The sequence below is a fragment of the Candidatus Binataceae bacterium genome, from assembly GCA_035500095.1.
Lineage (GTDB): Bacteria > Desulfobacterota > Binatia > Binatales > Binataceae > JAKAVN01.
The window spans coordinates 1-23,080 of record DATJXN010000079.1; the positions used below are offsets into that span (position 1 = coordinate 1).

27 protein-coding genes are annotated in these 23,080 nt (G+C 64.3%); 8 read left to right on the forward strand and 19 right to left on the reverse strand.

Going from position 1 to position 23,080, the window contains the following annotated elements; translation table 11 throughout:
• The first annotated feature begins 40 nt into the window (after positions 1 to 40).
• A complete protein-coding gene (gene ricT / locus VMI09_08160; GenBank protein HTQ24657.1) occupies positions 41 to 574 on the forward strand; it encodes a regulatory iron-sulfur-containing complex subunit RicT in 534 nt (177 codons plus the stop codon).
• A 98-nt stretch (positions 575 to 672) separates the two neighbouring features.
• Positions 673 to 2,211 (forward strand): methionine--tRNA ligase, encoded by a 1,539-nt coding sequence (gene metG / locus VMI09_08165; protein HTQ24658.1) that lies wholly within the window; start codon positions 673 to 675, stop codon positions 2,209 to 2,211.
• Positions 2,212 to 2,299: 88 nt separating this feature from the next.
• On the opposite strand, the gene VMI09_08170 is transcribed toward metG, so the two are convergent.
• The 7 genes from VMI09_08170 to VMI09_08200 all read right to left on the reverse strand — a co-directional run bounded on the left by VMI09_08170 (position 2,300) and on the right by VMI09_08200 (position 6,810).
• The gene (locus tag VMI09_08170) at positions 2,300 to 2,482 is read right to left on the reverse strand and encodes a hypothetical protein (GenBank protein HTQ24659.1); all 183 of its coding nucleotides are present in this window, start codon (positions 2,480 to 2,482) and stop codon (positions 2,300 to 2,302) included.
• A 119-nt stretch (positions 2,483 to 2,601) separates the two neighbouring features.
• Positions 2,602 to 3,486, reverse strand: a complete 885-nt coding sequence (locus tag VMI09_08175; protein ID HTQ24660.1) for a TIGR03619 family F420-dependent LLM class oxidoreductase — start codon at positions 3,484 to 3,486, stop codon at positions 2,602 to 2,604.
• Between the two features lie 127 nt (positions 3,487 to 3,613).
• Positions 3,614 to 4,579 carry a DUF523 and DUF1722 domain-containing protein gene (locus VMI09_08180; protein ID HTQ24661.1) on the reverse strand — a complete coding sequence of 322 codons (966 nt, stop codon included), beginning with the start codon at positions 4,577 to 4,579 and terminating at the stop codon, positions 3,614 to 3,616.
• Positions 4,580 to 4,615: 36 nt separating this feature from the next.
• On the reverse strand, positions 4,616 to 5,368 hold the full coding sequence (locus VMI09_08185) for a Phenylacetic acid catabolic protein (protein HTQ24662.1): 753 nt from the start codon (positions 5,366 to 5,368) through the stop codon (positions 4,616 to 4,618).
• 27 nt (positions 5,369 to 5,395) lie between these two features.
• The gene (locus VMI09_08190; protein HTQ24663.1) at positions 5,396 to 5,836 is read right to left on the reverse strand and encodes a MaoC/PaaZ C-terminal domain-containing protein; all 441 of its coding nucleotides are present in this window, start codon (positions 5,834 to 5,836) and stop codon (positions 5,396 to 5,398) included.
• A 36-nt stretch (positions 5,837 to 5,872) separates the two neighbouring features.
• Positions 5,873 to 6,322, reverse strand: coding sequence for a MaoC family dehydratase N-terminal domain-containing protein (locus VMI09_08195; GenBank protein ID HTQ24664.1), 450 nt, complete (start codon positions 6,320 to 6,322; stop codon positions 5,873 to 5,875).
• Positions 6,323 to 6,372: 50 nt separating this feature from the next.
• A complete protein-coding gene (locus tag VMI09_08200; GenBank protein ID HTQ24665.1) occupies positions 6,373 to 6,810 on the reverse strand; it encodes a PPOX class F420-dependent oxidoreductase in 438 nt (145 codons plus the stop codon).
• Between the two features lie 130 nt (positions 6,811 to 6,940).
• Between VMI09_08200 and VMI09_08205 the strand changes: the two genes are divergently transcribed.
• Positions 6,941 to 7,237, forward strand: a complete 297-nt coding sequence (locus VMI09_08205) for a 4a-hydroxytetrahydrobiopterin dehydratase (protein ID HTQ24666.1) — start codon at positions 6,941 to 6,943, stop codon at positions 7,235 to 7,237.
• Positions 7,238 to 7,301: 64 nt separating this feature from the next.
• Here VMI09_08205 and VMI09_08210 read toward each other — a convergent pair whose 3' ends face one another.
• The 5 genes from VMI09_08210 to VMI09_08230 form a co-directional block, all read right to left on the reverse strand.
• Entirely contained in the window at positions 7,302 to 7,943 is a 642-nt protein-coding gene (locus VMI09_08210) for a deoxynucleoside kinase (protein ID HTQ24667.1), read from the reverse strand.
• A 24-nt stretch (positions 7,944 to 7,967) separates the two neighbouring features.
• Positions 7,968 to 8,909 (reverse strand): 4-hydroxy-3-methylbut-2-enyl diphosphate reductase, encoded by a 942-nt coding sequence (ispH, locus tag VMI09_08215; GenBank protein ID HTQ24668.1) that lies wholly within the window; start codon positions 8,907 to 8,909, stop codon positions 7,968 to 7,970.
• A 125-nt stretch (positions 8,910 to 9,034) separates the two neighbouring features.
• Positions 9,035 to 9,760: a molybdopterin converting factor subunit 1 gene (gene moaD, locus VMI09_08220; GenBank protein HTQ24669.1), complete on the reverse strand. Its 726-nt coding sequence runs from the start codon at positions 9,758 to 9,760 to the stop codon at positions 9,035 to 9,037.
• 30 nt (positions 9,761 to 9,790) lie between these two features.
• Positions 9,791 to 10,288 (reverse strand): molybdenum cofactor biosynthesis protein B, encoded by a 498-nt coding sequence (locus VMI09_08225; GenBank protein ID HTQ24670.1) that lies wholly within the window; start codon positions 10,286 to 10,288, stop codon positions 9,791 to 9,793.
• A gap of 68 nt (positions 10,289 to 10,356) precedes the next feature.
• Positions 10,357 to 10,560 (reverse strand): cold shock domain-containing protein, encoded by a 204-nt coding sequence (locus tag VMI09_08230; protein ID HTQ24671.1) that lies wholly within the window; start codon positions 10,558 to 10,560, stop codon positions 10,357 to 10,359.
• 100 nt (positions 10,561 to 10,660) lie between these two features.
• Between VMI09_08230 and VMI09_08235 the strand changes: the two genes are divergently transcribed.
• Complete coding sequence (locus VMI09_08235) at positions 10,661 to 10,897, forward strand: hypothetical protein (GenBank protein HTQ24672.1); 237 nt, start codon at positions 10,661 to 10,663, stop codon at positions 10,895 to 10,897.
• Here VMI09_08235 and VMI09_08240 read toward each other — a convergent pair.
• The 6 genes from VMI09_08240 to VMI09_08265 all read right to left on the reverse strand — a co-directional run bounded on the left by VMI09_08240 (position 10,842) and on the right by VMI09_08265 (position 16,747).
• Positions 10,842 to 11,402, reverse strand: a complete 561-nt coding sequence (locus VMI09_08240; protein ID HTQ24673.1) for a biotin/lipoyl-containing protein — start codon at positions 11,400 to 11,402, stop codon at positions 10,842 to 10,844. The two genes, VMI09_08235 and VMI09_08240, sit on opposite strands and share 56 nt — an antisense overlap.
• A 1-nt stretch (position 11,403) precedes the next feature.
• The gene (locus VMI09_08245) at positions 11,404 to 12,945 is read right to left on the reverse strand and encodes a biotin carboxylase N-terminal domain-containing protein (GenBank protein ID HTQ24674.1); all 1,542 of its coding nucleotides are present in this window, start codon (positions 12,943 to 12,945) and stop codon (positions 11,404 to 11,406) included.
• Positions 12,946 to 13,473: 528 nt separating this feature from the next.
• Complete coding sequence (locus VMI09_08250) at positions 13,474 to 14,421, reverse strand: hypothetical protein (protein ID HTQ24675.1); 948 nt, start codon at positions 14,419 to 14,421, stop codon at positions 13,474 to 13,476.
• Between the two features lie 155 nt (positions 14,422 to 14,576).
• The gene (locus tag VMI09_08255; GenBank protein HTQ24676.1) at positions 14,577 to 15,692 is read right to left on the reverse strand and encodes an aldo/keto reductase; all 1,116 of its coding nucleotides are present in this window, start codon (positions 15,690 to 15,692) and stop codon (positions 14,577 to 14,579) included.
• A 27-nt stretch (positions 15,693 to 15,719) separates the two neighbouring features.
• Complete coding sequence (locus VMI09_08260) at positions 15,720 to 16,124, reverse strand: VOC family protein (protein ID HTQ24677.1); 405 nt, start codon at positions 16,122 to 16,124, stop codon at positions 15,720 to 15,722.
• Complete coding sequence (locus tag VMI09_08265; protein HTQ24678.1) at positions 16,121 to 16,747, reverse strand: methyltransferase domain-containing protein; 627 nt, start codon at positions 16,745 to 16,747, stop codon at positions 16,121 to 16,123. The genes VMI09_08260 and VMI09_08265 overlap by 4 nt, the downstream gene beginning before the upstream one ends.
• Positions 16,748 to 16,940: 193 nt before the next feature.
• On the opposite strand from VMI09_08265, the gene VMI09_08270 reads away from it, so the two are divergent.
• The 3 genes from VMI09_08270 to VMI09_08280 all read left to right on the forward strand — a co-directional run bounded on the left by VMI09_08270 (position 16,941) and on the right by VMI09_08280 (position 19,714).
• Positions 16,941 to 17,723, forward strand: coding sequence for an IclR family transcriptional regulator (locus tag VMI09_08270; GenBank protein ID HTQ24679.1), 783 nt, complete (start codon positions 16,941 to 16,943; stop codon positions 17,721 to 17,723).
• A gap of 165 nt (positions 17,724 to 17,888) precedes the next feature.
• On the forward strand, positions 17,889 to 18,638 hold the full coding sequence (locus tag VMI09_08275; protein HTQ24680.1) for an electron transfer flavoprotein subunit beta/FixA family protein: 750 nt from the start codon (positions 17,889 to 17,891) through the stop codon (positions 18,636 to 18,638).
• Positions 18,639 to 18,736: 98 nt separating this feature from the next.
• Positions 18,737 to 19,714 carry an FAD-binding protein gene (locus tag VMI09_08280; GenBank protein ID HTQ24681.1) on the forward strand — a complete coding sequence of 326 codons (978 nt, stop codon included), beginning with the start codon at positions 18,737 to 18,739 and terminating at the stop codon, positions 19,712 to 19,714.
• 81 nt (positions 19,715 to 19,795) lie between these two features.
• Here the strand turns inward: VMI09_08280 and VMI09_08285 are convergent, their stop codons facing one another.
• Complete coding sequence (locus VMI09_08285) at positions 19,796 to 21,217, reverse strand: amidase family protein (GenBank protein ID HTQ24682.1); 1,422 nt, start codon at positions 21,215 to 21,217, stop codon at positions 19,796 to 19,798.
• A gap of 163 nt (positions 21,218 to 21,380) precedes the next feature.
• Here VMI09_08285 and VMI09_08290 point away from each other — a divergent pair.
• Positions 21,381 to 23,080: (Fe-S)-binding protein (locus tag VMI09_08290; protein ID HTQ24683.1), on the forward strand; the 1,700-nt coding region annotated here is incomplete at its 3' end.

Sequence of the window (23,080 nt, forward strand, 5' to 3'; positions counted from 1 at the left end):
AAACAATGACACTCATACCCAACACTAACATCATCCGATCATAGAGAGCAACCTGGCGATGAAGCTCATCAACGTCGATTACACGCTCGACGGGCGCAAGGCCGTGTTCTACTTCACCGCCGAAAACCGGATCGATTTTCGCGACCTGGTGCGGGATCTCGCCAATACGCTGCACGTCCGGGTGGAGATGAAGCAGATCGGCGCGCGCGATGAGACCAAGGTCACCGGCGCCGTGGGCCCGTGCGGGCGCGAACTATGCTGCTCGTCGTGGTTGCGCGACTTCGAGGCGATCACGGTCAAGATGGCGCGCGAGCAGGGTCTTGCGCTCAATCCGTCGCGGCTCGCCGGGATGTGCGGGCGACTCAAGTGCTGTCTGCGCTACGAATATGCGACCTACCTCGAACTCAGGCGCGGGCTGCCCAACGTCGGCAAGCGCGTCCAATCGGTCAAGGGCGACGGCAAGGTGCTGCGCCAGAACATTCTCAAGCAGACGGTGCTGATCCAGCGCGACGAGGATGGTGGCGTGGTCGAAGCCGCGCTGCAGGATCTGGTGGACGCGCGCCCGCAGGCTTGAGCCGCCCAGCCCCCGACAAGTAGCATCTGAAAGCCGCTTTTTCCACGCATCCGCAACCGGCGCGCGCGGATCGCCGCAGAAAAAGCCGCATCGGACAGATGGCCGACCGCATCCACATCACGACCGCGATTTTCTATTGTAACGGCACCCCGCACGTCGGCAGCGCCTACGAAGCGCTCGCCGCAGACGTCTTCGTGCGCTACCAGCGGCGCAAGCTGGGCTGCGACAACGTGAGCTTTTTGAGCGGCACCGACGAGCACGGCGACAAAATCCGGCGCGCCGCCCTGGCCGAGGGGCTCAAACCGCAGGCTTATACCGACAAGATGAGCGCGTTGTTCGACCAGGCGTTTCGCGGGCTCGGCGTCAGCTACGACTACTGGGTGCGCACCACCGATGAGGTGCATCAGAAGTGGGTGCAGGAGATGCTGCGGCGCACGCATAGCCGCGGCGACATCTACTTTCGCGACTACGAAGGGCTCTACTGCGTGGATTGCGAGCGCTTCTACACCGAAAAGGAACTGCTGCCGGGCAACGTCTGTCCCACCCACAACCGCCCGGTCGAGCTTATCAGCGAGGGCAACTACTTTCTGCGTATCGAGAAGTACCGCGAGCAGGTCCTGGAGCACATCCGGCGCAATCCCGACTTCATCCGGCCCGAGCGCTACCGCAAGGAGGCGCTCAACATGCTAGCCGAGCCGCTGAGCGACCTTTGCATCTCGCGGCCCAAGGCCCGGCTGGATTGGGGAATCGAGCTGCCCTTCGACTCTAACTACGTGACCTACGTCTGGTACGACGCGTTCTGGGCCTACGTGAGCCATCCCGCGACCAACGATCCCGATTTCGTCGCCAAGGTCTGGCCCAACACCGAGCATTTCATCGGCAAGGACATTCTTAAGACTCATGCGGTGTACTGGCCGCCGATCCTGCTCGCGGCCGGATTGCCGCTGTTCAAGCATCTCAACGTGCACGGATGGCTTAATTTCGGCGGCGCGCGGATGTCCAAGAGCTCGGGCAACGTGCGCGATCCGCTTTCTTACGAGCGGGCCTTCGGCGCCGACGTGCTTCGCTACTTCCTGATGCGCGAGGTGGTTTACGGACTGGACGGCGATTTTTCCGAGGAGCGGCTCGTCGAGCGCTACAACGCCGAGTTAGCCAACGACTTGGGAAATCTGACGAGCCGGGTGCTCGCGATGGCGGCGCGCTATTTCCAGGGCGAGATCACGGCGGCGCCGGGCGCGGCCGGCGAAGAGATCGACCGCGCGCTGGTCGAGGCGTTTGCCGCTGCGCCCGCGCGCGCGGGAGCGATGGAAGACGAGCTTGCGTTCAATCGCGGGCTCGACGCGGTGTGGCTGGCGCTGGACGCGGCCAACAAATATATCGTTGCGACGTCGCCGTTCACCCTCGCCAAGGACCCGGCGAAGCTGCCGCGCGTCGGACAGATTCTCGCCAATCTGCTCGAAGGGCTGCGCGTGATTGCCGCCACGCTGGAGCCTTTCATGCCACGGCAGGCGGCCAAGCTGCTCGAACTGCTCGGCGTCGATGGAACTGCGGCGTACGCACCGTTCGGCGCCGGGCTCAAGCGCGGCGATCGCGTCAGGGCGCCCGTCCCGCTCTTTCCGCGTATCGAAAAGGCCTGAGACGCCAGGCTCCGCCAGGCGCGCTAGCGAAATTCGCTGGCGAACCGTATCGCGCGCCGTCCCCCATTATTTCATTCGCGCGTAAGCGTTACTGAAATCTGTGCCTCAGCTGCTCGACCGGTTCGTCGACCACGATAGTCATCTCGCTATCGAAACAGACCTTGGTCTCGAGCCGCTTCGATCCGTCCTGCGCCTGCGATTCGACGCCCTCGAAGTAGGCGATACGGTCGCTGTTTATCCAGATCGATTGCCCGCCCTTATTAAGCCGCACAAACGCCATCTTCCGCTCTCACCTTTGTCTCCCTTGATTGGCCACCAGCGCAGGTGGCTCTTCAGCCTTAGGGATTAGCTGCGCGCAAGCAACACCCGCCCGCCGCCTCAGAATTCGGTCTAGAGCTTCGCGGCCGCTTCGATCCATTTGCGCGCCGCTTCTTCGACGTTTTTCGTGGCTTCCTCGGGCGTGCGCGGCGCACGCATGTTGACAATCACGACCTCATCGGCGCCTGCGTCGCGGTAGCGCGCGAGATCGTCGGGCATAATCGGCTTGGTGTAGGGCGAGACCGCGAGCTCGACATCGGAGCGCTTGCGCCCGTTGGACTTGAGCTGAGCCTCGATCCGGCGAATCTTGTCCGCCGTCTCGCCCGGGTCGAGATTGAAGCCGCACCATCCGTTGCCGTATTCGGCGACGCGGCGCAGCGCGGGTCCGCTCTCGCCGCCGAAGAAGACCGGCAGGCCGGCGCCGCGCACCGGCTTGGGAAAGCTGCGGACGTTTTCGAAATTGACGAACTCGCCCTTGTAGGAGCTGAGCGCGTCGCCCCACAGCCGGCGCATCGCCTCGACATATTCGCGGGTGCGCTGCGCGCGGCGCTCCCAGGGGATGCCGAGCGCGCGGAACTCCTCTTCGAGCCAACCCACGCCCACGCCCAGCACTACGCGGCCCTCGCTGAGCGAGTCGAGCGTCGCGACCACCTTGGCCAGCACCAGCGGATTATGCTCGGGCACGAGACAGATTCCGGTCGCAAGGCGAATCCGGTTCGTCACCGAGGCCATCGTGCACAAGCTCAGGAAAGGATCGGGAATCGGCGCGTCGGAGGGCGCGGGCAGGGTGCCGTCGTCGCGGTAGGGATAGCGCGAGGCGTAGGAATCGAGCAGGACGACGTGCTCGGGCGCCCACAGGGTCGAGAACCCGGTGCGCTCGGCGGTCTCTGCAAACGCTTTCATCACCGCCATCCCGCCGACCCGTCCCGAAACCACCGCGAAAAGTCCGATTTTCATGATGCGATACTCCTTGCGCGCGAGACTTCAACAAATGATGTCGCGCGCGAAACCATGACAGTGCGCCAGCGCTCCCTGTACTACGGCGCGATTGCGCCTGACAAGCGCCAAAGACGGGGCGCGCCGGTCAGACGTGATTGCGCAGCATCAGCTCGCGGGGATGCGGTTCAAGATAAGTCTGACCCTTGAGATAGGCGACATCGAAGCGGCGCACCCAGTGGCGAATGAGGGTCAACGGCACGATCAGCGGCACGGTTGCGCGCCGATATTCCTCGATCACTTCCATCAGTTCGCGGCGCGAGTCGATGTCGCAGCGATCGCGCAGATAGCCGGCGATATGCTGCATCACGTTGGCGTGGCGCGCCGGCGTGGCCAGCCGCTTGAGCGCCGCCATGAACTCCGCCGAGTAACGCTCGCGGAGTTCGGCGCGTTCGATTCCTTTGGCTTCGGCGACGAGGCGTCCCAGGGCGGCGTAGGCGTTTGGCGAGTGCGCCAGCAGGGCGAGCTTGTGCGCGGTATGGAAGGCCACCAGCGCACCTGCGCTCCATCGCGAGGCGAACAGCGCGCGCATCCGATGGTACGCGAAGACCCGTTCGATGAAATTTTCGCGGAGTTGCGGATCGTTGAGCCGCCCCTCCTCTTCGACCGGCAGATTGGGCAGGTGGCGCATCAGCGCGTCGGCGAAGAGTCCGCGCCCGTCGCGCACCGGCATCCCGGCGCGTCCATAGACACGCACCCGTTCCATCCCGCAGCTTGGCGAGTCCTTCTTCAGCACGTAACCCGAGAGATCGATGCGTGCGAGGGTGGCCGCGCGGCGCCCGGCATAAGCATTCATCGCATCGGTCAGGTCGGCGCCGCTTTTGTTGGCGACCATCCGCGCCGCCCCGCTCTCGCCGCGGACCAGCCGCAGGCTCTCGCGCGGAACGCCGAGGCCGAGCTCGACTTCGGGGCAGACGGCCACGAATTCGACAAATTTGCCGAGCGTGCCGGTGAGAAAATCGTCGCGCTTGTGGCCGCCGTCGAAGCGCACCTCCTGTCCCATGAGACAGGCGGAAACGCCGATCCGAATCGGGCTCGAGCCGCGAGCATTCATAGTTTCAAATGGTTTCGCCAAAGGGCGCGGATGAGACTACGCCAGCGCGTACGGGTACCGGGACGTGAGCCGCGGCATCGCGAGCCCCACATTGGCCAGCCGCCGTTCAAGCATCGACAGATACAGTTCCGTCAGCTCGCCGTTGTCGCGCGCCTTAAGCCCGAAGCGCATGCAATCGTAGCCGAAGCCGCTGCCCGGCGGGCCGAAAAAGTTCGCCGCCGCCGGCAGCCACTTTATGAGCGCCGCCGCAACTGCTTCGGCTCCGAAGCGCTCGACCGCGCTCGCAAGCTCGCCTGCCGCGAACATCTCGTGCTCGGCCTCGTCGTCGATGATGCGGTCGGCGGCGCGCGCGTGCGGCGCGTAGCTCGACTCCTTGTAGTTGACGCCGATCATGAGGAGTCCCGTCATGTCCAGGCTGAGCGAAGCCATCAGCAGGTCCAGTTCGCCGGCCGCGCTTTTGGCAAAGCGCAGCGGCGCCTCGAACGAGGGGGCCTTGAGCACCGGGATCATCGAACGGTCGGCTTCCTCCTGCGAGATACCGATTTCGCGTAGCGCCCGGTAAACGAGCGCCGCGTGGCGCCGTTCCTCGGCGAGATTTTTTTCGATCACCGGACGGAGCAATTCGTTGCCTACGGTGTCGAGCGCGCGCTGGTACCCGAGCGCGGTCAGCTTTTCGGCAAGCGCGTGCGCGGCGAGCAGCCGGACGAGGCTCTTGATATAATGCGGGTCGACGCGGCGGAGCCTTATGTCTTCGGCCTCGATCGTGCGCGGGGGAAATTCTCGCCGCATCGCGGGCGTCTTCGGCGTCGCGGGGACTTACCGGATGCCTTCGCGCGACGGGAGGATCACGGTGGCGCTGCCGAGCGTGGTTTTCTCGCCCTTGGCATTCTCGAGCCAGATTTCGCAATCGACGAGATGGTCGCGGCCCTCGGCGTACTTCTTGACCACCTTGCCCTTGCATACGACGGGCGAGCCGGGCTGGTCCATCCCGCGGTATTGGACGGCGAGTTTGCGGAGCCATCCCTCGTGGCCGGCGAAGTCGGTCATCATCTGGCCGAGGAATCCGTTCTTGAGCGCGCCGTGCAGGATCACGCCGGGCAGGTTGGCCTTGAGCGCGAAGTCCTTGTCGTAGTGGATCTGGTAGAAGTCGCCCGATGCGCCCGCATATTTTACGAGTTGCTGAGTGGTGGGATTTTTCTCGAGCGGCGGCACTTCCGCTCCGGCCTCGACGTCTTCCCAATAAATCTGCTTGGCCATCTCGTTACTCTCTCCTCGAAGTCTCTCGCGCGCGGCTCAGTAACGGATCACAGTCGAGCGCTGCAGGGCGCAGAGCTGACTGAACTGGTTGGTGTAGCTGGTCTCGACCGTGATGAAGACCATCGGGCCGAGCCGGCCCGTGCTCTCGCGGATGTCCGCGATCTTCGAGACCACGCTGATACGGTCGCCCGGGCGGATCGGCGCGAAGTATTCCCACTCCGAGCCGCCGTCGAGGCCGCGAAACTCGCCCATCCCGATGCTGATCTCCGGGATCGCCGCCCCGAGCGAGCGGCAGAAGGTCGGCGGCGCGATCATCCCGCCGAAGCGGGTCTTGCGCGCGGCGGCTTCGTCGTGGAAGAGCGGATTGGGATCGCCGATCGCCTCGGCGAAGCGCCGGATCGCGCCGCGCTCGACTTCGACCACGCGCGCCTCGCTCTGCATTCCGATCTGCTTGCGCACCTCATCGGTTACGTACTTGTTCGCCATTGCAAAGGTCCTCGATTATCCGCCGCGCGGTTGCTGGCGCCGCCCGCCGCTCAGTAGTCGCCCACGATTTTCGAGTGGTCCCAGCTCGCCCAACGCTCCGGCTGAAACCGCATCAGGATCCGTTTTTGCACGCGGCGCACCGCGGCCGGATTGTTCGGATCCGCGCCGGTCAGCCGCAGAATCTCGGCGAGCGCCGCGGGGCCCTCGCTCAATTCGACCCGTCCGCGGACCATCACCCCGGCGAGTTCCTTGTATGTGGAGCCGCTTTCGACGAGCACTGTGGCGCGCGGATCGCGCCTCAAGTTCACGATCTTCTGCGCGCGGGCGTAACTGGTCATCATGATCGCCCCGCCCTTGACCATATACCACATGGCGACGACGTGCGGATAACCGTCATGGCCGTTGGTCGCGAGCGCGCAGCTATGGCGCGCGGAGAGGTAGGCGAGCGCCTGTTCGGGCGTCATCTTGATAGAATTGCGCTGGTTCATCGCGTCTCCCCGACACAGGCGTTTGGCGGCCTTGCGCCGGCTGTTGTCTAATATGAGCGTCGGCTGGTGTTTAATATGAGTCAGAACGGCGCGCAAGGCGAGTTGTCCGCAAGCGACGGAGGATGCACCGATGGCCAAACTCGAGAAGTCCGAGATAGAGCGGCGGCTCGGCACGCTGCCCGGATGGGAACTGAAGGACGACGCGATCGGCAAGCTTTATCGCTTCCGGGAATTCATGGACGGGATAAAGTTCCTCAATCGCGTGGCCGAGATGGCCGAGGCCGCGGACCATCATCCCGACGTCAAGATAAACTACACGCGGATCACGTTCAGCTGCTCGACGCACGACCAGGGCGGCGTGACGGATAAGGACTTCAAGCTCGCCTCGCAGATCGAAGACGCGTACAAGGCGTACGCGACCCAATAGGCGGTGGGCAGCTGGCGGCGCAGTTGCCGCGCCTGTCGCACGCGGTAAAAATTCCGGGGCGTCGTCAGCCTTTGCGCGGGACGTAGTAGTGCGAACCCGCGCCGGTGCGATCGATTTCGCGCAGCAGGTCTTCGAGATCGCCCGGATCGGCGACGAAGTCGATCTCCGTGCTGTCAACCACCAGCAGCGGCGTTTCGTCGTAGTAGAAAAAGAAGTCGCGGTACGCGGCCGAGACGCGCTCGAGGTACTCGACGCCGATATGACGCTCGAAGGCGCGGTTGCGCTTGCGCAGCCGCTCGGCCAGGACCTCGACGCGGGCGCGCAGGTAAACCACCAGGTCGGGCTTGGCGAGCTGTCCGTCGAGCAGGCGATAGACGCCCTCGTAAAGCACCAGTTCGTCGGGGTCGAGGTTGAGCCGGGCGAAGATGCGATCCTTGGCGAGCAGGTAGTCGGTGACGGTCGCCTGCGCGAAAAGGTCCTGTTGCGCGAGCTGACGCTGCTGGTTGTAGCGCGTCAGCAGGAAGTAGAGCTGGACCGGGAAGGCGTATTTTTCGGGATCCTGGTAGAAGCGGGCGATGAAGGGATTGCTGTCGGTGTCCTCGAGCACGATGCGCGCGCCGAGCCTCAGCCCGAGCGCCTGGGCGAGGCTGGTCTTGCCGACGCCGATCGGTCCTTCGATCGCGATATAGCCGCCGCCCCGCCTCATCGGCCGCCGTCCCCGGCAACCGCGCTAATCGGCCGGCATCGGGAGCGGAAAATGCACGCGCTCCTTGGCCACGCTCAACAACTCCACTGAGGCTCCGTTGCTCGCAAACGCGTCGATTATCTGTTCGACCAGCCACTCGGGCGAGGAGGCGCTGGCCGTGACGCCGAGCGCGCGCACGCCGTCGAGCATGTCATCGCGCACGTCGGCCAACGAATCGACCAGGAAGGCGCGCGCACCGCGCATCCGCGCGACCTCGACCAGGCGATTGGCGTTGGAGCTCTGCCTCGAGCCGACGACCAGGATCGCGTCGCTTTGCCCGACCAGTTCCTTGACCGCGTTCTGCCGGTTCTGGGTCGCATAGCAGATGTCGTCGGTTTTGGGCGCGACGATCGCCGGAAAACGGCGCTTGAGCGTCTCCATGATTTCGCGCGTGTCGTCCACGCTGAGCGTGGTCTGCGTTACCGCGGCCACCCGCTCCGGATCGGGAACTTCGACCGCCGCCGCCTCCTGCACGCTGCCGACCAGCAGAACCCGGCCGGGCGCGACGCCGAGCGTTCCCTTGACCTCTTCGTGACCGGCGTGGCCGACCAGGATCACAGTGCGGTTCTCGCGCGCGTAGCGCTCGACCTCGAGATGGACCTTGGTGACCAGCGGGCAGGTGGCGTCGATCACGCGAAGCCTCCGATCGCGCGCGCGATCCCATTCGCTCGGCGCCACGCCGTGAGCGCTGAAGATCACGCGCTGGCCCTTGGGTACTTCGGCCAGGTCTTCGACGAAAATCGCGCCCTCTTCCACCAGCGCTTCGAGCACGAAGCGATTGTGCACGATCTGATGGCGCACGTAGAGCGGACGGCCGTACTTGCGCAGCGCTCCGCGTACGGCCTCGACCGCGCGGTCGACGCCAGCGCAAAAGCCGCGCGGTTCGGCCAGAATTATCTTCTCGACATGATGTTGACTAAACGACATCAGGGCTCCTGATTAACCGATGCTGGCCGATCGGTCAACACACTACTCGGCGAGCCATCGTACTTGCGGCATCCATCGAATCTATATCATTCGCGCATTGCGGCCGAATCGCCGGCGCGTGGCCGTTAATGCGAATGCGCGTGGCCGGGGGCCGGCGGATGAGAGGTCTGGCAGCCGATCCATACTTCGCCGCCTTCGAAGTATTCCTTCTTCCAGATCGGCACGACCTCTTTGAGCCGGTCGATCGCGAAGCGGCAGGCCTCGAAGGCCTCCGCGCGATGCGCCGCCGAGACCGCGATTGCGACCGACGTTTCGCCGATATCGACCGGGCCGATGCGATGGCTTATCGCGATCCGCACGATTTGCCATCGCTCGCCCGCCTCGCGCGCGAGCCGGCGCATCTCGCTGAGCGCCATCGGCTCGTAGGCCTCGTACTCGAGCCGGATCACGTTGCGTCCGGCGTTGTCGGCACGCGTGGTCCCGGCAAAGGTTACGACAGCGCCGGCATGAGGGTCGGCCACGGCGCGCTCCAGCGCGGCGACGTCTATGGGCGCGCGGCCGATCGCGATTGGCCCGACCCATTCAGGATCGCGAACCGGAACGGCGCCGCCGCTCACCGGGGGGATAAACGCGACTTCATCGCCGGGGCGCGGCCGATAGTCGTCGGGCACGTATTCCTGATTGACGGCGAAGCCGACGGAGTCGCGATGACCCTTAAGACCCGGGAATTCCTCGGCGAGGCGCTGCCACATCTGCGCGACGGTTGCGCCATCGGGAAACTCGCGGCTTAGCTCGGCGGCGCCTGCGCGCTCGCGGAGCGTCGCGAACAATTTTATCGTGATCCGGTTCATCGGCGGTTCATTTTACGATCAATTGAGGCCTCAGAGCTTGAGCAGGTGCGCCATGTGGCCGAGTTCGGGGATCAGCAGCTTCTCCATCGCGAGCCGGCAACCTTCGGGCGAGCCCGGTAGCGAGGCCACGATTTTGCCGGCGGCGATTCCCGCCGTCGCGCGGCTCAAGAAGGCCGCCGAGCCGATCTCCGGGTAGGAAAGAAAGCGGAACAATTCGCCGAACCCCTCGAGTTCCTTGTCGAGCAGCGCGCGCACCGCCTCGATCGTCGAGTCGCGCGCCGCGATCCCGGTCCCGCCATTGACGATAATCGCATCGAGAACCGGCAGATGATCGAGCACGGCGTTGCGGATGCACGCGGGGTCGTCGGGCAGGACCTCGTAGTATTCGATCCGGTGGCCGGCCGCGGTCAGAAGGTCACGGATGAGATGGCCGCTCTCGTCAGTCTCGGCGCTTCGCGAATCGCTCGCGGTCAACACGCCCACCTTGAGGCTCTTGCGGCCATGGTGATGATGCTCCCTTGCGCCCACGGGAAAAGTATATCACCGGCCCGCGCCGTCGCGAGGATCCGCCAAAAGGATGCGCTAAAAAGGATCGGCTAACGCAGGCGCAGGTTGAACGCCTGTGGTCCCTTGTCCCCGGGGCGCACGTCGAACTGCACCTGGTCGCCCTCGCGCAGGTCTTCGAAATAGACCTTGGGCGAAAGCCGCGAACGATGAAAGAAGACTTCATCGGTGCCGTCGTCGGGGGTGATAAATCCGAAGCCCTTGTCCTTGATCACCTTCTTGATCGTGCCGAACACAGCGTGCCTCCGCGCGGGACCCTGGCCCCGCCTTAAGAGTTGAGCTTAGGCGAGCCGCGCCGTATGTAAAGAGGGGTCCGCGAGAAGCCGAGGAGGCACCTTGCTCAAAGCGATTGGACTGGCCGAGATCGAGCGCATTTTCGTCGTGACCGACGCGCTCGGAATCTCTCGCGAAGCGCTGGTCATTCCGCTGCGCACCGAGCATCCCGGCCGCGTGCGCAAGCTCGGCCCGGACCGGCTCGAAATCGTGGTCGATAGCGCCATCGACTTCGACCAGTGGCTCAGTCGTCTCGAGGCGGAGATTCGGGCGGTCTGGCCGGTATCGCCGCCGGACTGAGTTCGATGAGCCGCGCGCCGTGATCGACCATCTGTCCCGGCGCAACGCAGACCTTCGCCACGATCGCCGGGCTTTCGGCGTATAGCGTCGTTTCCATCTTCATCGCCTCGAGCACGATCAGCGGGTCGCCGTGTTCGACCGGCTGTCCCTCGGCGACGAGCACCTTCAGTACCTTGCACGGCATCGGCGCGTCCACTTCCGGCGCTGCGAGTCCGCCCGCGCGGCTCGTCGCGCGCCCTTCGACGATCACGAACTCGGCCGCGAACGGTCCCGCGGCCGCCGCGATCGAAGCCCGCAGCCGCGCGCCCGCGACGCGGATGCGCCGGCCGCCCAATTCCACCATCGCACTGCCGTCGGGCATCGGCGCTATACTCGCCGCGACCTCGCGCCCATCGATACTGATGCTGATTGTGCGCGCCGCGCCCGCAGGCGCATCGGCCGGTCTGTCGCGCGCGAGCAGTTCGACCTCGAATTCGCGCTTATCGCCCTGGCGCCGGAGCTTCATCTTATCGTCCACCTCGTCGCCACGGCTCGAAACCGGCGAGTTCCGTCCAGGGTGTCCGCCCTCCATGTCCCGGATGCGCGCCGTCAGGTGCCGCGCCAGGCACCGCGGACCTTCCCGAGGCCGCCGAGCGCGGCGCGCCGAGAGCGCCCGCAGCCGCCATCGCGGCTGCGACCAGCAAACCTTCCTGCGCGTCGGCGCTCGGGCTCCATCGCGGAAAGAACTCTTCCACGAATCGCGTGGAGAGCCGCGCGTCCCGAAACGCCGCGCTGGCGACGACGTCGCGCAGGAACGCCGCCGTGTTGGTGATGCCGAGGAGCGAGAATTCGCCGAGCGCCGCCGCCATCCGGCCGCGCGCCTGCTCGCGATCGGCGCCCCAGCAAATCAGCTTTCCCAGCATGCCGTCGTAAAACGCAGTGACGCTTAAGCCGGCGGCCAGATGCGTATCGACGCGCACCCCCGGTCCGCCGGGGAGATTCAGGTAGAGCACCTCGCCGGTGGCCGGGCGGAAGCTATGCTCGGCGTCCTCGGCATAGATGCGGCACTCGATCGCCGCACCGCGCGGCGCCGCCGGTTCGCTCACGCGCCCGCCCATTGCGACGCGAAGCTGCTCGGCGACCAGGTCGCATCCGAATCGCATCTCTGTCACCGGATGCTCGACCTGCAGGCGCGTATTGGCCTCGAGGAAGTAGAATTCGCTGCCATCGACCAGGAACTCCATCGTCCCCGCGTTGCGGTAGCCGGCGACGCGCGCAACCCTGAGCGCCGCCTCGAACATCCGGGCCCGCAGGGCGTCGTCCAGCCGGGGCGCCGGCGACTCCTCGATGATTTTCTGATGTCGCCGCTGGATTGAGCAGTCGCGTTCGCCGAGCGCAACGACGCCGCCGTGGTTGTCGGCAAGGACCTGCACTTCGACGTGGCGCGGACGAGCCAGATATTTTTCGAGAAACACGCGGCCGTCGCCGAAAGCGGCCTTGGCTTCGCGCGACGCCGCGGCGAGCGCCTCGGTGAGACCCGCTTGCGTCTCGACCATGCGCATCCCGCGGCCGCCGCCGCCCGCCGCCGCCTTGACCATCAGGGGAAACCCGACGCGCGCGGCGAACTCGGCGGCAGCGCGGTCGTCGATAGTGTCGAGCCCCGGCACCACTGGAACTCCGGCCTCCGCGGCCAGGCGTCGTGCGGCGACCTTGTCGCCGAGCGCCGCCATCACTTCCGCCGGCGGTCCGACGAAGAGCATCCCGGCCTCGCCGACGGCACGGGCGAATTCGGGCCGCTCGGAAAGAAAGCCATAGCCGGGATGAATCGCGTCGGCGCCGGTCGTGCTCGCAGCCTCGATGATCGCGGCGATGTTGAGATAGCTCGCGCTCGCCTCGGGCGGACCGATGAGGCGCGCCTCGTCGGCGGCGGCGACATGCGCGGCGCCGGCGTCGGCCTCCGAGTAGACCGCGACGGTGGCGATTCCGAGCAGGCGCGCGCTTCGAATTATCCTGAGCGCTATTTCGCCACGGTTGGCAACGAGCAGCTTGCTGATAGCGGTGCCTTTCATTCCGCAGGCGAGCGTAGCACACGGCGGGCGCGGTGCCGCGCCCCCGCTAACGGACGCCGGGAAGCATCGCGCATCGCCTCCCGGCTTCGCAGCTGCCGGAGAGTAAAAATTTTCGAAGAAATTTTGACGGCGAGGCGTCAAATAGATTGATCGACGGAAGGATTTCACTATCTTGGAAGGTCCGGCGTGTGCGGGCCGCTGTCTGGCCATCGCGTCGAAGGAGAAAATTCTGAATGAGGGAGCGCTAGGGCAAGAAATGGATGCAACTGACATTCGTACCGTGTACGATTTTCCCGTCGCCGGCCATCTCTGCAGTGATGGAACGGTCCACTACGTCAAACTGACGCGCCGATCCGGCAACCCCAAGCATCAGGGCGTTTGCGCTCAGTGCCAGACGACCTTTCAGTACGAAAAGCCGCAGCGCTCCCGCGTCCGGCACTACGGCCTCGAAGACGCTAGTCAGTCCTAGGCCGCGAAGCTCGCCTCCAACTCATTCTCATTAACGCCCGCGATCGTCGCTGCTCCCGGTTAGCGAGCGTCCGGAGTTTCCTCCCGAGCTGCGCCCGCATGCTGCGGCGCATTTGTCGGCGGCGATGTCATTGCTGAAGGAGACGGTACGGGCGCCGCGGAGTCATGAGGCGCCACAAACGCTGGCCCTTTAGGCAGCTCGAAGGCGGGCGGGGCCTTGGGTCTCGCACTCACCAGCAGAATCTCGGGACCGCGGTAGTAGCGCGAAAGCGTCCCGCCGACGAACGCGTAGTCCCGCAGCGGATCGAACCACATGCGGATTTTCGGCACGAACGGCTTCAGAAATACGTTGAACCATCCGAAGACCGGATGCGCATCGGCCTTGGCCAGTTCGCCTTCGTGCGGAAGGAATATCCATTGATCGCGCGCGAGGTCGGCGTGCAGCGTCAGGATGCGCGGACCAGCTGCGCAATCGAAGACATGAATATCGAGGTCGGTGGCGCCGCGGCGAAGCTGATCCGCGATCGGCACCAGCACGCCCGCCCCGGCGTAAGTGTCCGGAGGATACTCCAGGACGGCGGTTTCGATCGTGCCTTTGCCGTTATCATATTTCGCGCAACTGCTCTTGCCGGCGACCATGTCGGCGCTCGCGGTTATTTGGGGAGCGCCATGTGTGTCGAAATAGTCATGCTCGTAGGTGAGCATCCGCGGAAGCTCGCCGCCATCGCTTCTCAGCGTGTCGTGCTCGATGTCACGCTCGCCGTCGTTGAAGTCGTTGCGCCCTTCTATCGTCACCATGTTGCCGCGCTGCGTAACGACGTAGTGCGCCCGCCCAAGCTGCGTGGTGCCCGTGGGGTCGTAGATCAGGAGGTCGCTGTCCTGGGCGATATTTCCGGCCGGTGACGTGGCGGCGGCGGCGCGGTCGGCGTCTGCGCCGGGGAGCGCGAGCCGTAGCAAAGCCGCGGCGACGATCGCGGCGGCAGAGAGCAATTTCCTCTTTTTCAGCACGCAAGCTCCGATCCGGCTGCCTCTATAACATCCGCCTCTTATAGACTAAACAATAATGCCGCTCCCAGCAGCCGGTCCGACGATAAAAGCGTGCAGGGCTCCTGGCGTTGAGAGTCGCCGAGCGTACTGGAGCCGGGCTGCGCAGGCCGAGGAAGCTAGGCGCTCTTGTTGGGCGTGAAAAGCCTCGAGAAGGCCTCGATCGAAGCCGGGGGATGATGCATCGCCTGCAGAACCTCCTGCACGTGTTCTTCCGACCTCATTCCCACCAGCGCCACGTTGATACCGGGCGCCGAGCGCACGAATTGCAGCGCGCGCTGCGCGTCGGTGACGAATCCCTCGAACGCCTGCGCCATCGCCGGCGGCAATCCGCGCGCGAGCCGTCCCTGCAGCAGCGACGCGCTGGCGCAAACCGCGATGCCGAAGCCCACCGCGGCGCGCAACGCCGTGCCGCGCCGGTCAGGGAGCTGCTGGTTGGCGAGCGTCAACGCCTCCGGCATCGCCAGGTTGAACGGGAGCTGGATCGCGCGGAAGTGATGGTCGCGGCCGGCGATTTCGAACGCGATCTTCACTAGCTCTTCCAGCTGCAGATACTGCGGCTCCTCGGGGCCGAGCCGGTATCCGCTCCAGGTTGCCGTGCCATAGACGCCGATTTTGCCGTCGGCGACTTGCTGCTCGAGGAACTCGAACGCGCGGCGCATCCGGGCGAGAAACTCCGGCCGCGCGATACTGGCGAGCTGGGTCTCCGGGTTGTGGATGTAATAAATGTCGATCGTGTCGAGGCCGAGGTTGGCGCGGCTCATCTCAAGCATCGCGCCCAGGTAGCGTGGCGTCATGCAGTGGGAGCCCTCGACCAGGTCGCCCGGCCCGACGAGCCCGCTGCTCACGAACTTCTCCTCGAACCATGCCCGCGGATTGGGCGGCATCGTACCGTCGAACGTCACGTAACCGCCCTTGGTCGCCACCACGATTTCTTCGCGGCGCAACTCGCCGGCGGCGACCAATTCCGCCAGCACCTTGCCGATCGTGCGCTCGGCGCGCTGGAAGCGGTAGTTGACGGCGGTGTCGATCAGATTGATTCCGCCGAGGAGCGCGCGGCGCAGCGACTTTGCGTAGGCCTGGTCGGTCTCGGCGTCCGGTTCGCCCAGGTAAGTGCCTATCCCGACCGAAGAGACGCTCAGCCCTCCCAGCATCGGGCGGAAATTTCCCTGCAGCTCCGGATGGCGCTGCGCGTAGGCGAGCGTATCCTTGGCCGTCGCGCAGTTCTTGAGCATGGCTGATCTCCTTGGCGCGCGGCGGGCTCAGGCCTTGCGCAAACTGATCTCGAGCGGGCTGATCTTGGGTTCGTACAGCAGCTGTATAACGTTCCCGTCGGGGTCGCGAATATAGAACGATACCGAACCATCGCGATGCCGCCGCAGAGGATGAACCACGTCCAGGCGTTCGGCCTGCGCCCAGCGCCATCCCGCCTCGACGTCGGCGGTGCTTGCCACGATGAAGCCGAGATGGTCGAGCGCTCCTGAGTCGGGGTCGCCGGGAAGGCCGCGATGGAGCGCGAGATTGTCGCATCCCGAACTAAGGTAGGCGTTGTCGGAATCCGGCTGCCATACCACACGCATGCCGAACACGCGCTGATAGAATTCGGCCGCGCGCGCGACGTCGTGCACCCGCAGCGCCAGGTGGCGCATACCACGATTGCTTATCACCGCTGTTCCTTGCGATAGCCGAGGACGGCCCAGATCGGATCGGTCTCGCCCGAGCTCCGATCGATAGCTTCTATCTTCGCGAAGGCAGCGCTGCGGGTAAAGTAGTAGCCCACAAGATCGACCCGCTGCTGCTCGCTCGCATTGGTCCAGATCGCTACCGCCTTGGTCGGAAACATCCGGTTCGAAAACGTCACGATGAAGGGCGCCGCCGGCCGCAGTACGCGTCCGACCTCGGCGAAGACCTCGAGCGGATGGACGAGATACTGGACCGAGACGGTCATGACCGCGCCGTCGAAAGACGCATCTTCAAACGGCATTTGCGGCAAGCGATTGAGATTGTGGGTGACGATTTCGGTGAGTGCGGGATTGTCCGCCATTTCGGGCCGATTTAGTCCAAGTCCGACCACGCGCGACGGCTTTAATTCGGGCGGCAGATGCGATCGCCAGCTGCTCATCAGGTCGAGAATCGCGCCGCCGCGGGGAAGATGCTCGCGATAGATGTCGCCGACCTTTTTGATTGCCGCATCGTCGATATGCACGACGAGGCGTGGAATCAGATAGAAGGACTCATCGTCGGAATCGTCGAGGCGGCGAAAAAACTCGGGTCGGAGATCGTTTGGCATGGCGAAGTAATCGGCGAGCGGCGAAACGACCGGAGCCGTCGCAATTTATTAATAAAAACAATGGTTTAACGAATCCACGCCGAGACCGCGGTTTCGCGTTGACATAAATGGAGCCTGACGCTTAAAGTAAAACGTTTTTCCAAAAGCGCTCGATTCGTTGCTCGGTCACGGCGGCGTTCGAGGAGAGTTCGCCATGGTCAGGCGCAACAAAACCAACTACGTCATCCAGTCCGTTGCTCACGCGCTCGACGTGCTGGAACAATTCTTCGGCGAGGTCGACGAACTCGGCGTCACGGAACTTTCCAAGCGCTTGAAGCTGCACAAGAACAACGTCTTTCGTTTGCTCGCGACCCTCGAGGCGCGCGGCTATATCGAACAAAACCGCGCAACCGAAAATTACCGTCTCGGAATCAAGTGCCTGCACCTGGGACGCCGCTATATTGACCACCTCGGGCTGGTGCGGCAAGCGCGTCCGATCCTCTCCGACGTCGCCCATCGATGTCGCGAAAGCACTTTCGTCGCGATCCTGCGGCGCGAGGGGGTGGTGCCGCTGGAATCCGCCGAGCCGGTGGACCGCGTGGTCAAGATCACGCCGCCGCTGGGACAGCCATTGCCGCTCCACTGCACCGCCGTCGGCAAGGTTTACCTGGCCTTCGACCTCGAGCAGCAGTTGCGCGCCGACCTGCCGGAAGAGCTCCCGCGCTTTACCGACCGCACGATCGTGGACCGCGCGATGCTCTTCGAGCAGCTCGACACGGTGGTCCGCGACGGTTTCGGGATGGAGACCTGCGAGTATTTCGAGGACGTGTCGTCGGTCGCCGTGCCGATTCGCGACTACACCCGCAGCGTCGTCGGATCGCTCGCCGTTGCCGGTCCCGCCTACCGCATCGGGATCGAGCGCATCAACACCGAGATCGCGCCGCTCGTGCTGGAAGCAGGCCGCGAACTGTCGCACCGACTCGGCTACAACGAATAGCGGCAAGCCCGGCACGGCGGCTAACGCTGTTTGACCGCCTCGTGAGCCATTGTTACTTTCTTTGCCGCCCTGCGTGGCTCCCGTCAGCTCCTGGAAGGCTCCTGTCGAGCCGCCAAATTGGGATATTCTATTGTTGAGATCTGAAGACACCGGAGTGAGACTGCCGTGAAGATTCTGGCTTCCGTAAAACGCGTCCCCGACCCCGCCACGACCATTCGCATCCTGCCCGACGGGTCCGGAATCGCGACCGACAATGTGAAATGGGTGATCAATCCCTTCGACGAAATCGCGATCGAAGAGGCGTTGAGGATCAAGGAAAAACAGGGCGGCGGCGAAGTCGTCCTGATGTCGATCGGGCAGCAGACCTGGCAGGAGCAGCTGCGCACGGGGCTCGCGATGGGCGCCGACCGCGCGATCCTGGTGCGCGCCGACCAGCCGCTCGACAGCCTCGCGATCGCGCGCGTGATGGCGAAGATCGCCGGCGACGAGAAGCCCGACCTCGTAATCCTCGGCAAGCAGGCGATCGACGACGACTCCAATCAGGTCGGCCAGATGCTGGCCGAGATGCTCGGATGGCCGCAGGCGACCTTTGCTTCCAAGGTTGAGATCGCGGGAACCAAATGCACCGTGGTGCGCGAGGTTGACGGCGGCCTCGAAACCATCGCGTTCGACCTGCCCGCCGTCATCACCACCGATCTGAGGCTCAATGAACCGCGCTACGCCTCGTTGCCCGGGATCATGAAGGCGCGTAAGAAAGAACTGAAGGAAATCCCGGTTGACAGCCTCGGCGTCGATCTCGCACCCAAGCTCAAGATAAAAAAGCTCGCCGCGCCGCCCAAGCGCGAGGCCGGACGCAAGGTCGGCTCGGTCGAAGAGTTGGTGAGCGTGCTGCACAGCGAGGCCAAGGTGATTTGACGCGCGCGCGCCGGGGCGCCGCGTATCCAACCGTGGGATTACTTTTTTGCATCGTTTGCGCGCCCGTTGCCTGACGGGCGCTCTTGGAGTGATTCAAGATGGGTGACGTACTGGTCTTTGCCGAACACCAGGGGGGACATTTTCCCAAGACGACGCTGGTCGCGGTCAACGCCGGAATCGAGCTGGCGAAGAAACGCGGCGGCGGCAGATGTATCGCCGCGATAGTCGGCGAGAAGATCGACGCTCCGGCCGCCGAGCTCGCGAAGTACGGGGTGAGCAAGGTCGTCGCGCTCGACGATCCGAAGCTTGCCCATTACCTTGCCGATCTTTACGCGCAGGCGCTGACCGCGCTCGCGAAAGGTCTTGGCGTCGAATACATCCTTGCGACCGCGACCGCGACGGGCAAGGACCTGATGCCGCGCGTGGCGGCACGTCTTAACGCCTCGATGGCCTCCGAGATCGTTTCGATTGGCGACGACGGCACGCTGGTGCGCCCGATGTATGCCGGCAACGCACTGGCGACGGTCGAGATGGACGCTCCGGTCAAGGTCGTGAGCGTGCGCGCGACCGCCTTCGATTCGGCCAAGCCGGGGGATTCCGCCGCTCCGGTCGAAAAGGCCGCGCCCGAACTCGATTCGGCGGGGCTCAAGATGCAGTTCGTCGGCTTCAACGAAATCAAGAGCGACCGTCCGCAGCTTAGCGAGGCGCGAATTGTGGTCTCCGGCGGGCGCGGTCTCAAATCGGGCGAGAACTTCAAGACTGTGCTCGAGCCGCTCGTTGACGAGATGGGAGCCGCGATGGGCGCGAGCCGCGCCGCGGTGGACGCCGGCTTCGTGCCCAACGATCTGCAGGTTGGACAGACCGGCAAGGTGGTCGCGCCCGAGCTATATGTCGCGGTCGGAATCTCCGGCGCGATCCAGCATCTGGCCGGGATGAAAGACTCCAAGACCATCGTCGCGATCAACAAGGACGAAGAAGCGCCGATCTTCAATGTCGCCGACTACGGCCTGGTCGCGGACCTGTTCAAGGCGGTGCCGGAGATGGTCGAGGCGCTGAAAAAGGTCAAGCACTCGTAGCAGCGGGCGATCGTCTACCGCATCGCACCCGGCGCCGCGAGGAGGACTCTCCGCCGCCGTCGCGGCGACGAGCGCCATCCATCACAAAGCCAGTTCATCCAGCAGCGGCGGCCGTTTGTCGTGCCACGGCGATGCGGCTTCGAATGCCGCCGACGCTCGCAGCACCATTGGATCGTCCAGATGGCGTCCGACGATTTGCAAGCCCACCGGCAGACCGTCTGCGGTCCATCCCGCGGGCACGCTCGCGGCCGGCTGTCCGGTCAAATTGATCGGGAAGGTGAAGGCCAGGAACTCGGCAGGACGCACGTAACGGCCCTCGATCTTTTCCGGCCCCTGCATATGAATCGCAAACGGCGGCACGGCCAGCGTCGGCGTCAGCAACAGATCGTAGCGCGCCATGAACCGCGCCATCGTGCGCGCCACGGACTTGCGCGTCATGTTGGCGTCGGTGAAATCCTCGGCCGTCCATGGCCGCATCAGCGCATCCACCAGATGGCCTGACATCGGAACCTTGCGCGCCATCTCGCGCATCCCCCTAAGGTCGCTCTCGGCCATCATGATCGCAAAGAAGGCGCTCAGCGGATCGGCCCATCCGGGGTTTGCTTCCTCGACCACGCATCCCAGATCGCGCTCGAAAACGCTGACGGCGCGCGCCACGATGCGCCGCACCTCGGGATCGACCGCCGCGTAGCCCCAATCGGCGCTGTAGGCGACGCGCGTGCCGCGCAGCTCTCCGCGCATGCACTCGATCCAGTCGAAATCCGCGCGCGGCAGACTGTGGCGATCGCGCATGTCGGGTCCGGCCGCGACCGACATCATCAGCGCCGCGTCGGCGACGGTGCGCGTGATCGGCCCGATATGCTCGAGCGATTCCCATCCCGAAACACCCGGAAAACGCTCGTCGCGCGCGCCCGGATAGAGCGGAATCCGGCCCATCGACGCTTTCAGCCCGTAGAGTCCGCAGAACGACGCCGGGATCCGCACCGAGCCGCCGCCGTCGCTGCCGGTCGCTAGCGGACCGACACCAGCCGCCACCGCGGCCGCCGCGCCTGCGCTAGATCCGCCCGGAGTGAGCGCGAGGTTCCACGGATTGCGCGTCGTTTCGAACGCAGGATTGTGGCCGGTTGGGCTGTAGCCGAATTCCGGAACATTGGTCTTGCCGATCATGATCGCGCCGGCCGCGCGCAGGCGCTCGACCACGATGTCGTCCTCGTCGGGCACGAAGTCCTTGTACGCGAGCGAGCCCGAGGCCGTGCGCACCCCTTTGGTGAGGATGAGGTCCTTGTGGCTCAGTGGAACGCCGGCTAGCGGACCGCTCGGCCGCCCGGCCATGATTTCGGCTTCGATGCGCCTTGCTTCGGTCCGCGCAAGCTCGGGCGTCGGCGTGCAGAAGGCGTGCAGATGCGGCTCCAGGCGTTCCATCCGGGCGAGCACTGCGTCGATGACTTCCAGCGGCGAGACCCGCTTGGCCCGGATGTGCGCGGCCAGGGTAACGGCGTCCATGCGGCAGATTTCATTGTGCGAGGTCATAGCGCGGAAATCGTAAGCGCGGCGCGCGCGAATGGTCAAACCGCGCGCGGATTGAATTTGGCGCGCTGGGGGTGATTTAAGATTCTAGGGGATGCGCCGGGCGCCGATACCTGGCGGGCATGACGGAGGTTCTATGATGACGGGGATTATCTTCACTCTTTGCATCTTGGTTGCCGTGGGAGTTTTTTTCTACCAGCTCTGGCGCCGCTTTCAGCTATTGCAGAGCGCTGTCGCCGTGTCCCGCTTCGATCGCATTTCCGAACGCGTTCGCGCCGTATTCGTCTATGCCTTTGGCCAGAGGAAATTCGTACGCAGCAATCCAGGAGCCGAGCGCTCCGCCGGGTGGATGCACTTTTTCATCTTTTGGGGCTTTTTCGTCCTCGGGATCCAGATCATCACGATGTTCGGCCGTGCCTACTCCGATTCGTTCGTCCTCCCCGGTTTCAGCCTGAATCTCCTGGGCGGCCCCTATTTGCTGCTCCGCGACTTCATGGAGGTGGCCGTGCTGATTGCGGTTGGGGTGGGGCTGGTGCGATGGGGGATCACGCACGCGCCTCGGCTTTACGGGTTTCTTCCGCCCGAGAGCCGCCTGCGCGGTAAATCCCACTGGGAGGCCTATTTGATCCTGCTTTTCATCGGGGCGATCATGGTGACCGGCCTGGTGTATGACGGCGGGCGAATCGTTTCTCACCCCAACGACATGGAGATCGTTCGGGGGGCGGGATGGGAACCGTTCTCAACCCTGGTGGGTGGCGGCATGGCGAAGCTGCTGGGCACGAGCTTCGCCGCCCAGGCGAGCAACGTAGCCTGGTGGGTGCACAACCTCATCGTTCTCGTCTTTTTGAACTTCCTGCCGCCCTCGAAACACTTCCACATTATCACTGCAATCCCGAACATCTTTTTCTCGAAACTCGAGCCCAAGGGGCAGCTCTCGAAACAGGATCTCGAAAATGATTCCCGCTTCGGCACCTCGCACATCGATCAGTTCACCTGGAAGCAGGTGCTCGACATGTTCAGTTGCACGGAATGCGGCCGCTGCTCCTCCAATTGCCCCGCCACGGCAACCAACAAGCCCCTGGCCCCGCGTCAACTGCTGCTCGATCTGCGGGACTACCTTTATCAGCATCAGGACGAGATGATTCAAAAGAGGGGCCACCCGATCAAAGGAGACGGCACGGAACCCTCGGAGGTCGGAGAAAACATTGTCGGTTCCGTCATCCGCGACGAGACGCTATGGGCGTGTAATACCTGCCGAGCCTGTGAGGAGGCCTGTCCCCCGTTGATCGAGTACGTCGACAAGATTGTCGACATGCGCCGTCATCTGGTGCAGGAGGAGGCTCGCTTCCCCAAGGAGCTTACCCGCACCTTCAAGAACATGGAGACGCAATCCAATCCGTGGGGAATCGATTCCGAGCTGCGGTTCGAGTGGGCCGAACGGATGAACGTTCCGACCCTCGCCGACAAGCCCGACGCTCAGTTCCTTTACTACGTCGGCTGCGCCGGCTCCTACGACGATCGCAACAAGAAGACGACGCAGGCCTTCGTCCGCGTCCTGCAGAAAGCAGGAGTGGATTTTGCCTGCCTCGCGCGTGAGGAACTCTGCAATGGCGAAACGGCGCGGCGGCTCGGAAACGAGTACCTGTACCAGTCGATGGCGCAGACGCTGATCGAAACCCTGAACAATCACAAAGTCCGCAAGATCATCGTGAACTGTCCCCACTGCTTCAACACGATCAAGAACGAGTTTCCGCAATTCGGTGGTGCGTACGAGGTCATCCATGCCGCCGACCTCGTACAGCAGTTGATCGCTTCGGGGCGTCTCAAGATCTCCGCGGA

Bases quoted from the DNA above. Each gene is read 5' to 3' on its own strand.
- VMI09_08185 (HTQ24662.1), bottom strand. From the start codon at position 5,368: ATGCGGCGAGAATTTCCCCCGCGCACGATCGAGGCCGAAGACATAAGG.
- metG (HTQ24658.1), top strand. From the start codon at position 673: ATGGCCGACCGCATCCACATCACGACCGCGATTTTCTATTGTAACGGC.
- VMI09_08255 (HTQ24676.1), bottom strand. From the start codon at position 15,692: ATGCTCAAGAACTGCGCGACGGCCAAGGATACGCTCGCCTACGCGCAG.
- VMI09_08175 (HTQ24660.1), bottom strand. From the start codon at position 3,486: ATGAAAATCGGACTTTTCGCGGTGGTTTCGGGACGGGTCGGCGGGATG.
- VMI09_08210 (HTQ24667.1), bottom strand. From the start codon at position 7,943: ATGAGGCGGGGCGGCGGCTATATCGCGATCGAAGGACCGATCGGCGTC.
- VMI09_08270 (HTQ24679.1), top strand. From the start codon at position 16,941: ATGGTCAGGCGCAACAAAACCAACTACGTCATCCAGTCCGTTGCTCAC.
- VMI09_08265 (HTQ24678.1), bottom strand. From the start codon at position 16,747: ATGCCAAACGATCTCCGACCCGAGTTTTTTCGCCGCCTCGACGATTCC.
- VMI09_08190 (HTQ24663.1), bottom strand. From the start codon at position 5,836: ATGGCCAAGCAGATTTATTGGGAAGACGTCGAGGCCGGAGCGGAAGTG.
- VMI09_08280 (HTQ24681.1), top strand. From the start codon at position 18,737: ATGGGTGACGTACTGGTCTTTGCCGAACACCAGGGGGGACATTTTCCC.
- moaD (HTQ24669.1), bottom strand. From the start codon at position 9,760: ATGAACCGGATCACGATAAAATTGTTCGCGACGCTCCGCGAGCGCGCA.
- VMI09_08285 (HTQ24682.1), bottom strand. From the start codon at position 21,217: ATGGACGCCGTTACCCTGGCCGCGCACATCCGGGCCAAGCGGGTCTCG.
- ispH (HTQ24668.1), bottom strand. From the start codon at position 8,909: ATGTCGTTTAGTCAACATCATGTCGAGAAGATAATTCTGGCCGAACCG.
- VMI09_08200 (HTQ24665.1), bottom strand. From the start codon at position 6,810: ATGAACCAGCGCAATTCTATCAAGATGACGCCCGAACAGGCGCTCGCC.
- VMI09_08240 (HTQ24673.1), bottom strand. From the start codon at position 11,402: ATGAAGCTCCGGCGCCAGGGCGATAAGCGCGAATTCGAGGTCGAACTG.
- VMI09_08180 (HTQ24661.1), bottom strand. From the start codon at position 4,579: ATGAATGCTCGCGGCTCGAGCCCGATTCGGATCGGCGTTTCCGCCTGT.
- VMI09_08245 (HTQ24674.1), bottom strand. From the start codon at position 12,945: ATGAAAGGCACCGCTATCAGCAAGCTGCTCGTTGCCAACCGTGGCGAA.
- VMI09_08195 (HTQ24664.1), bottom strand. From the start codon at position 6,322: ATGGCGAACAAGTACGTAACCGATGAGGTGCGCAAGCAGATCGGAATG.
- VMI09_08205 (HTQ24666.1), top strand. From the start codon at position 6,941: ATGGCCAAACTCGAGAAGTCCGAGATAGAGCGGCGGCTCGGCACGCTG.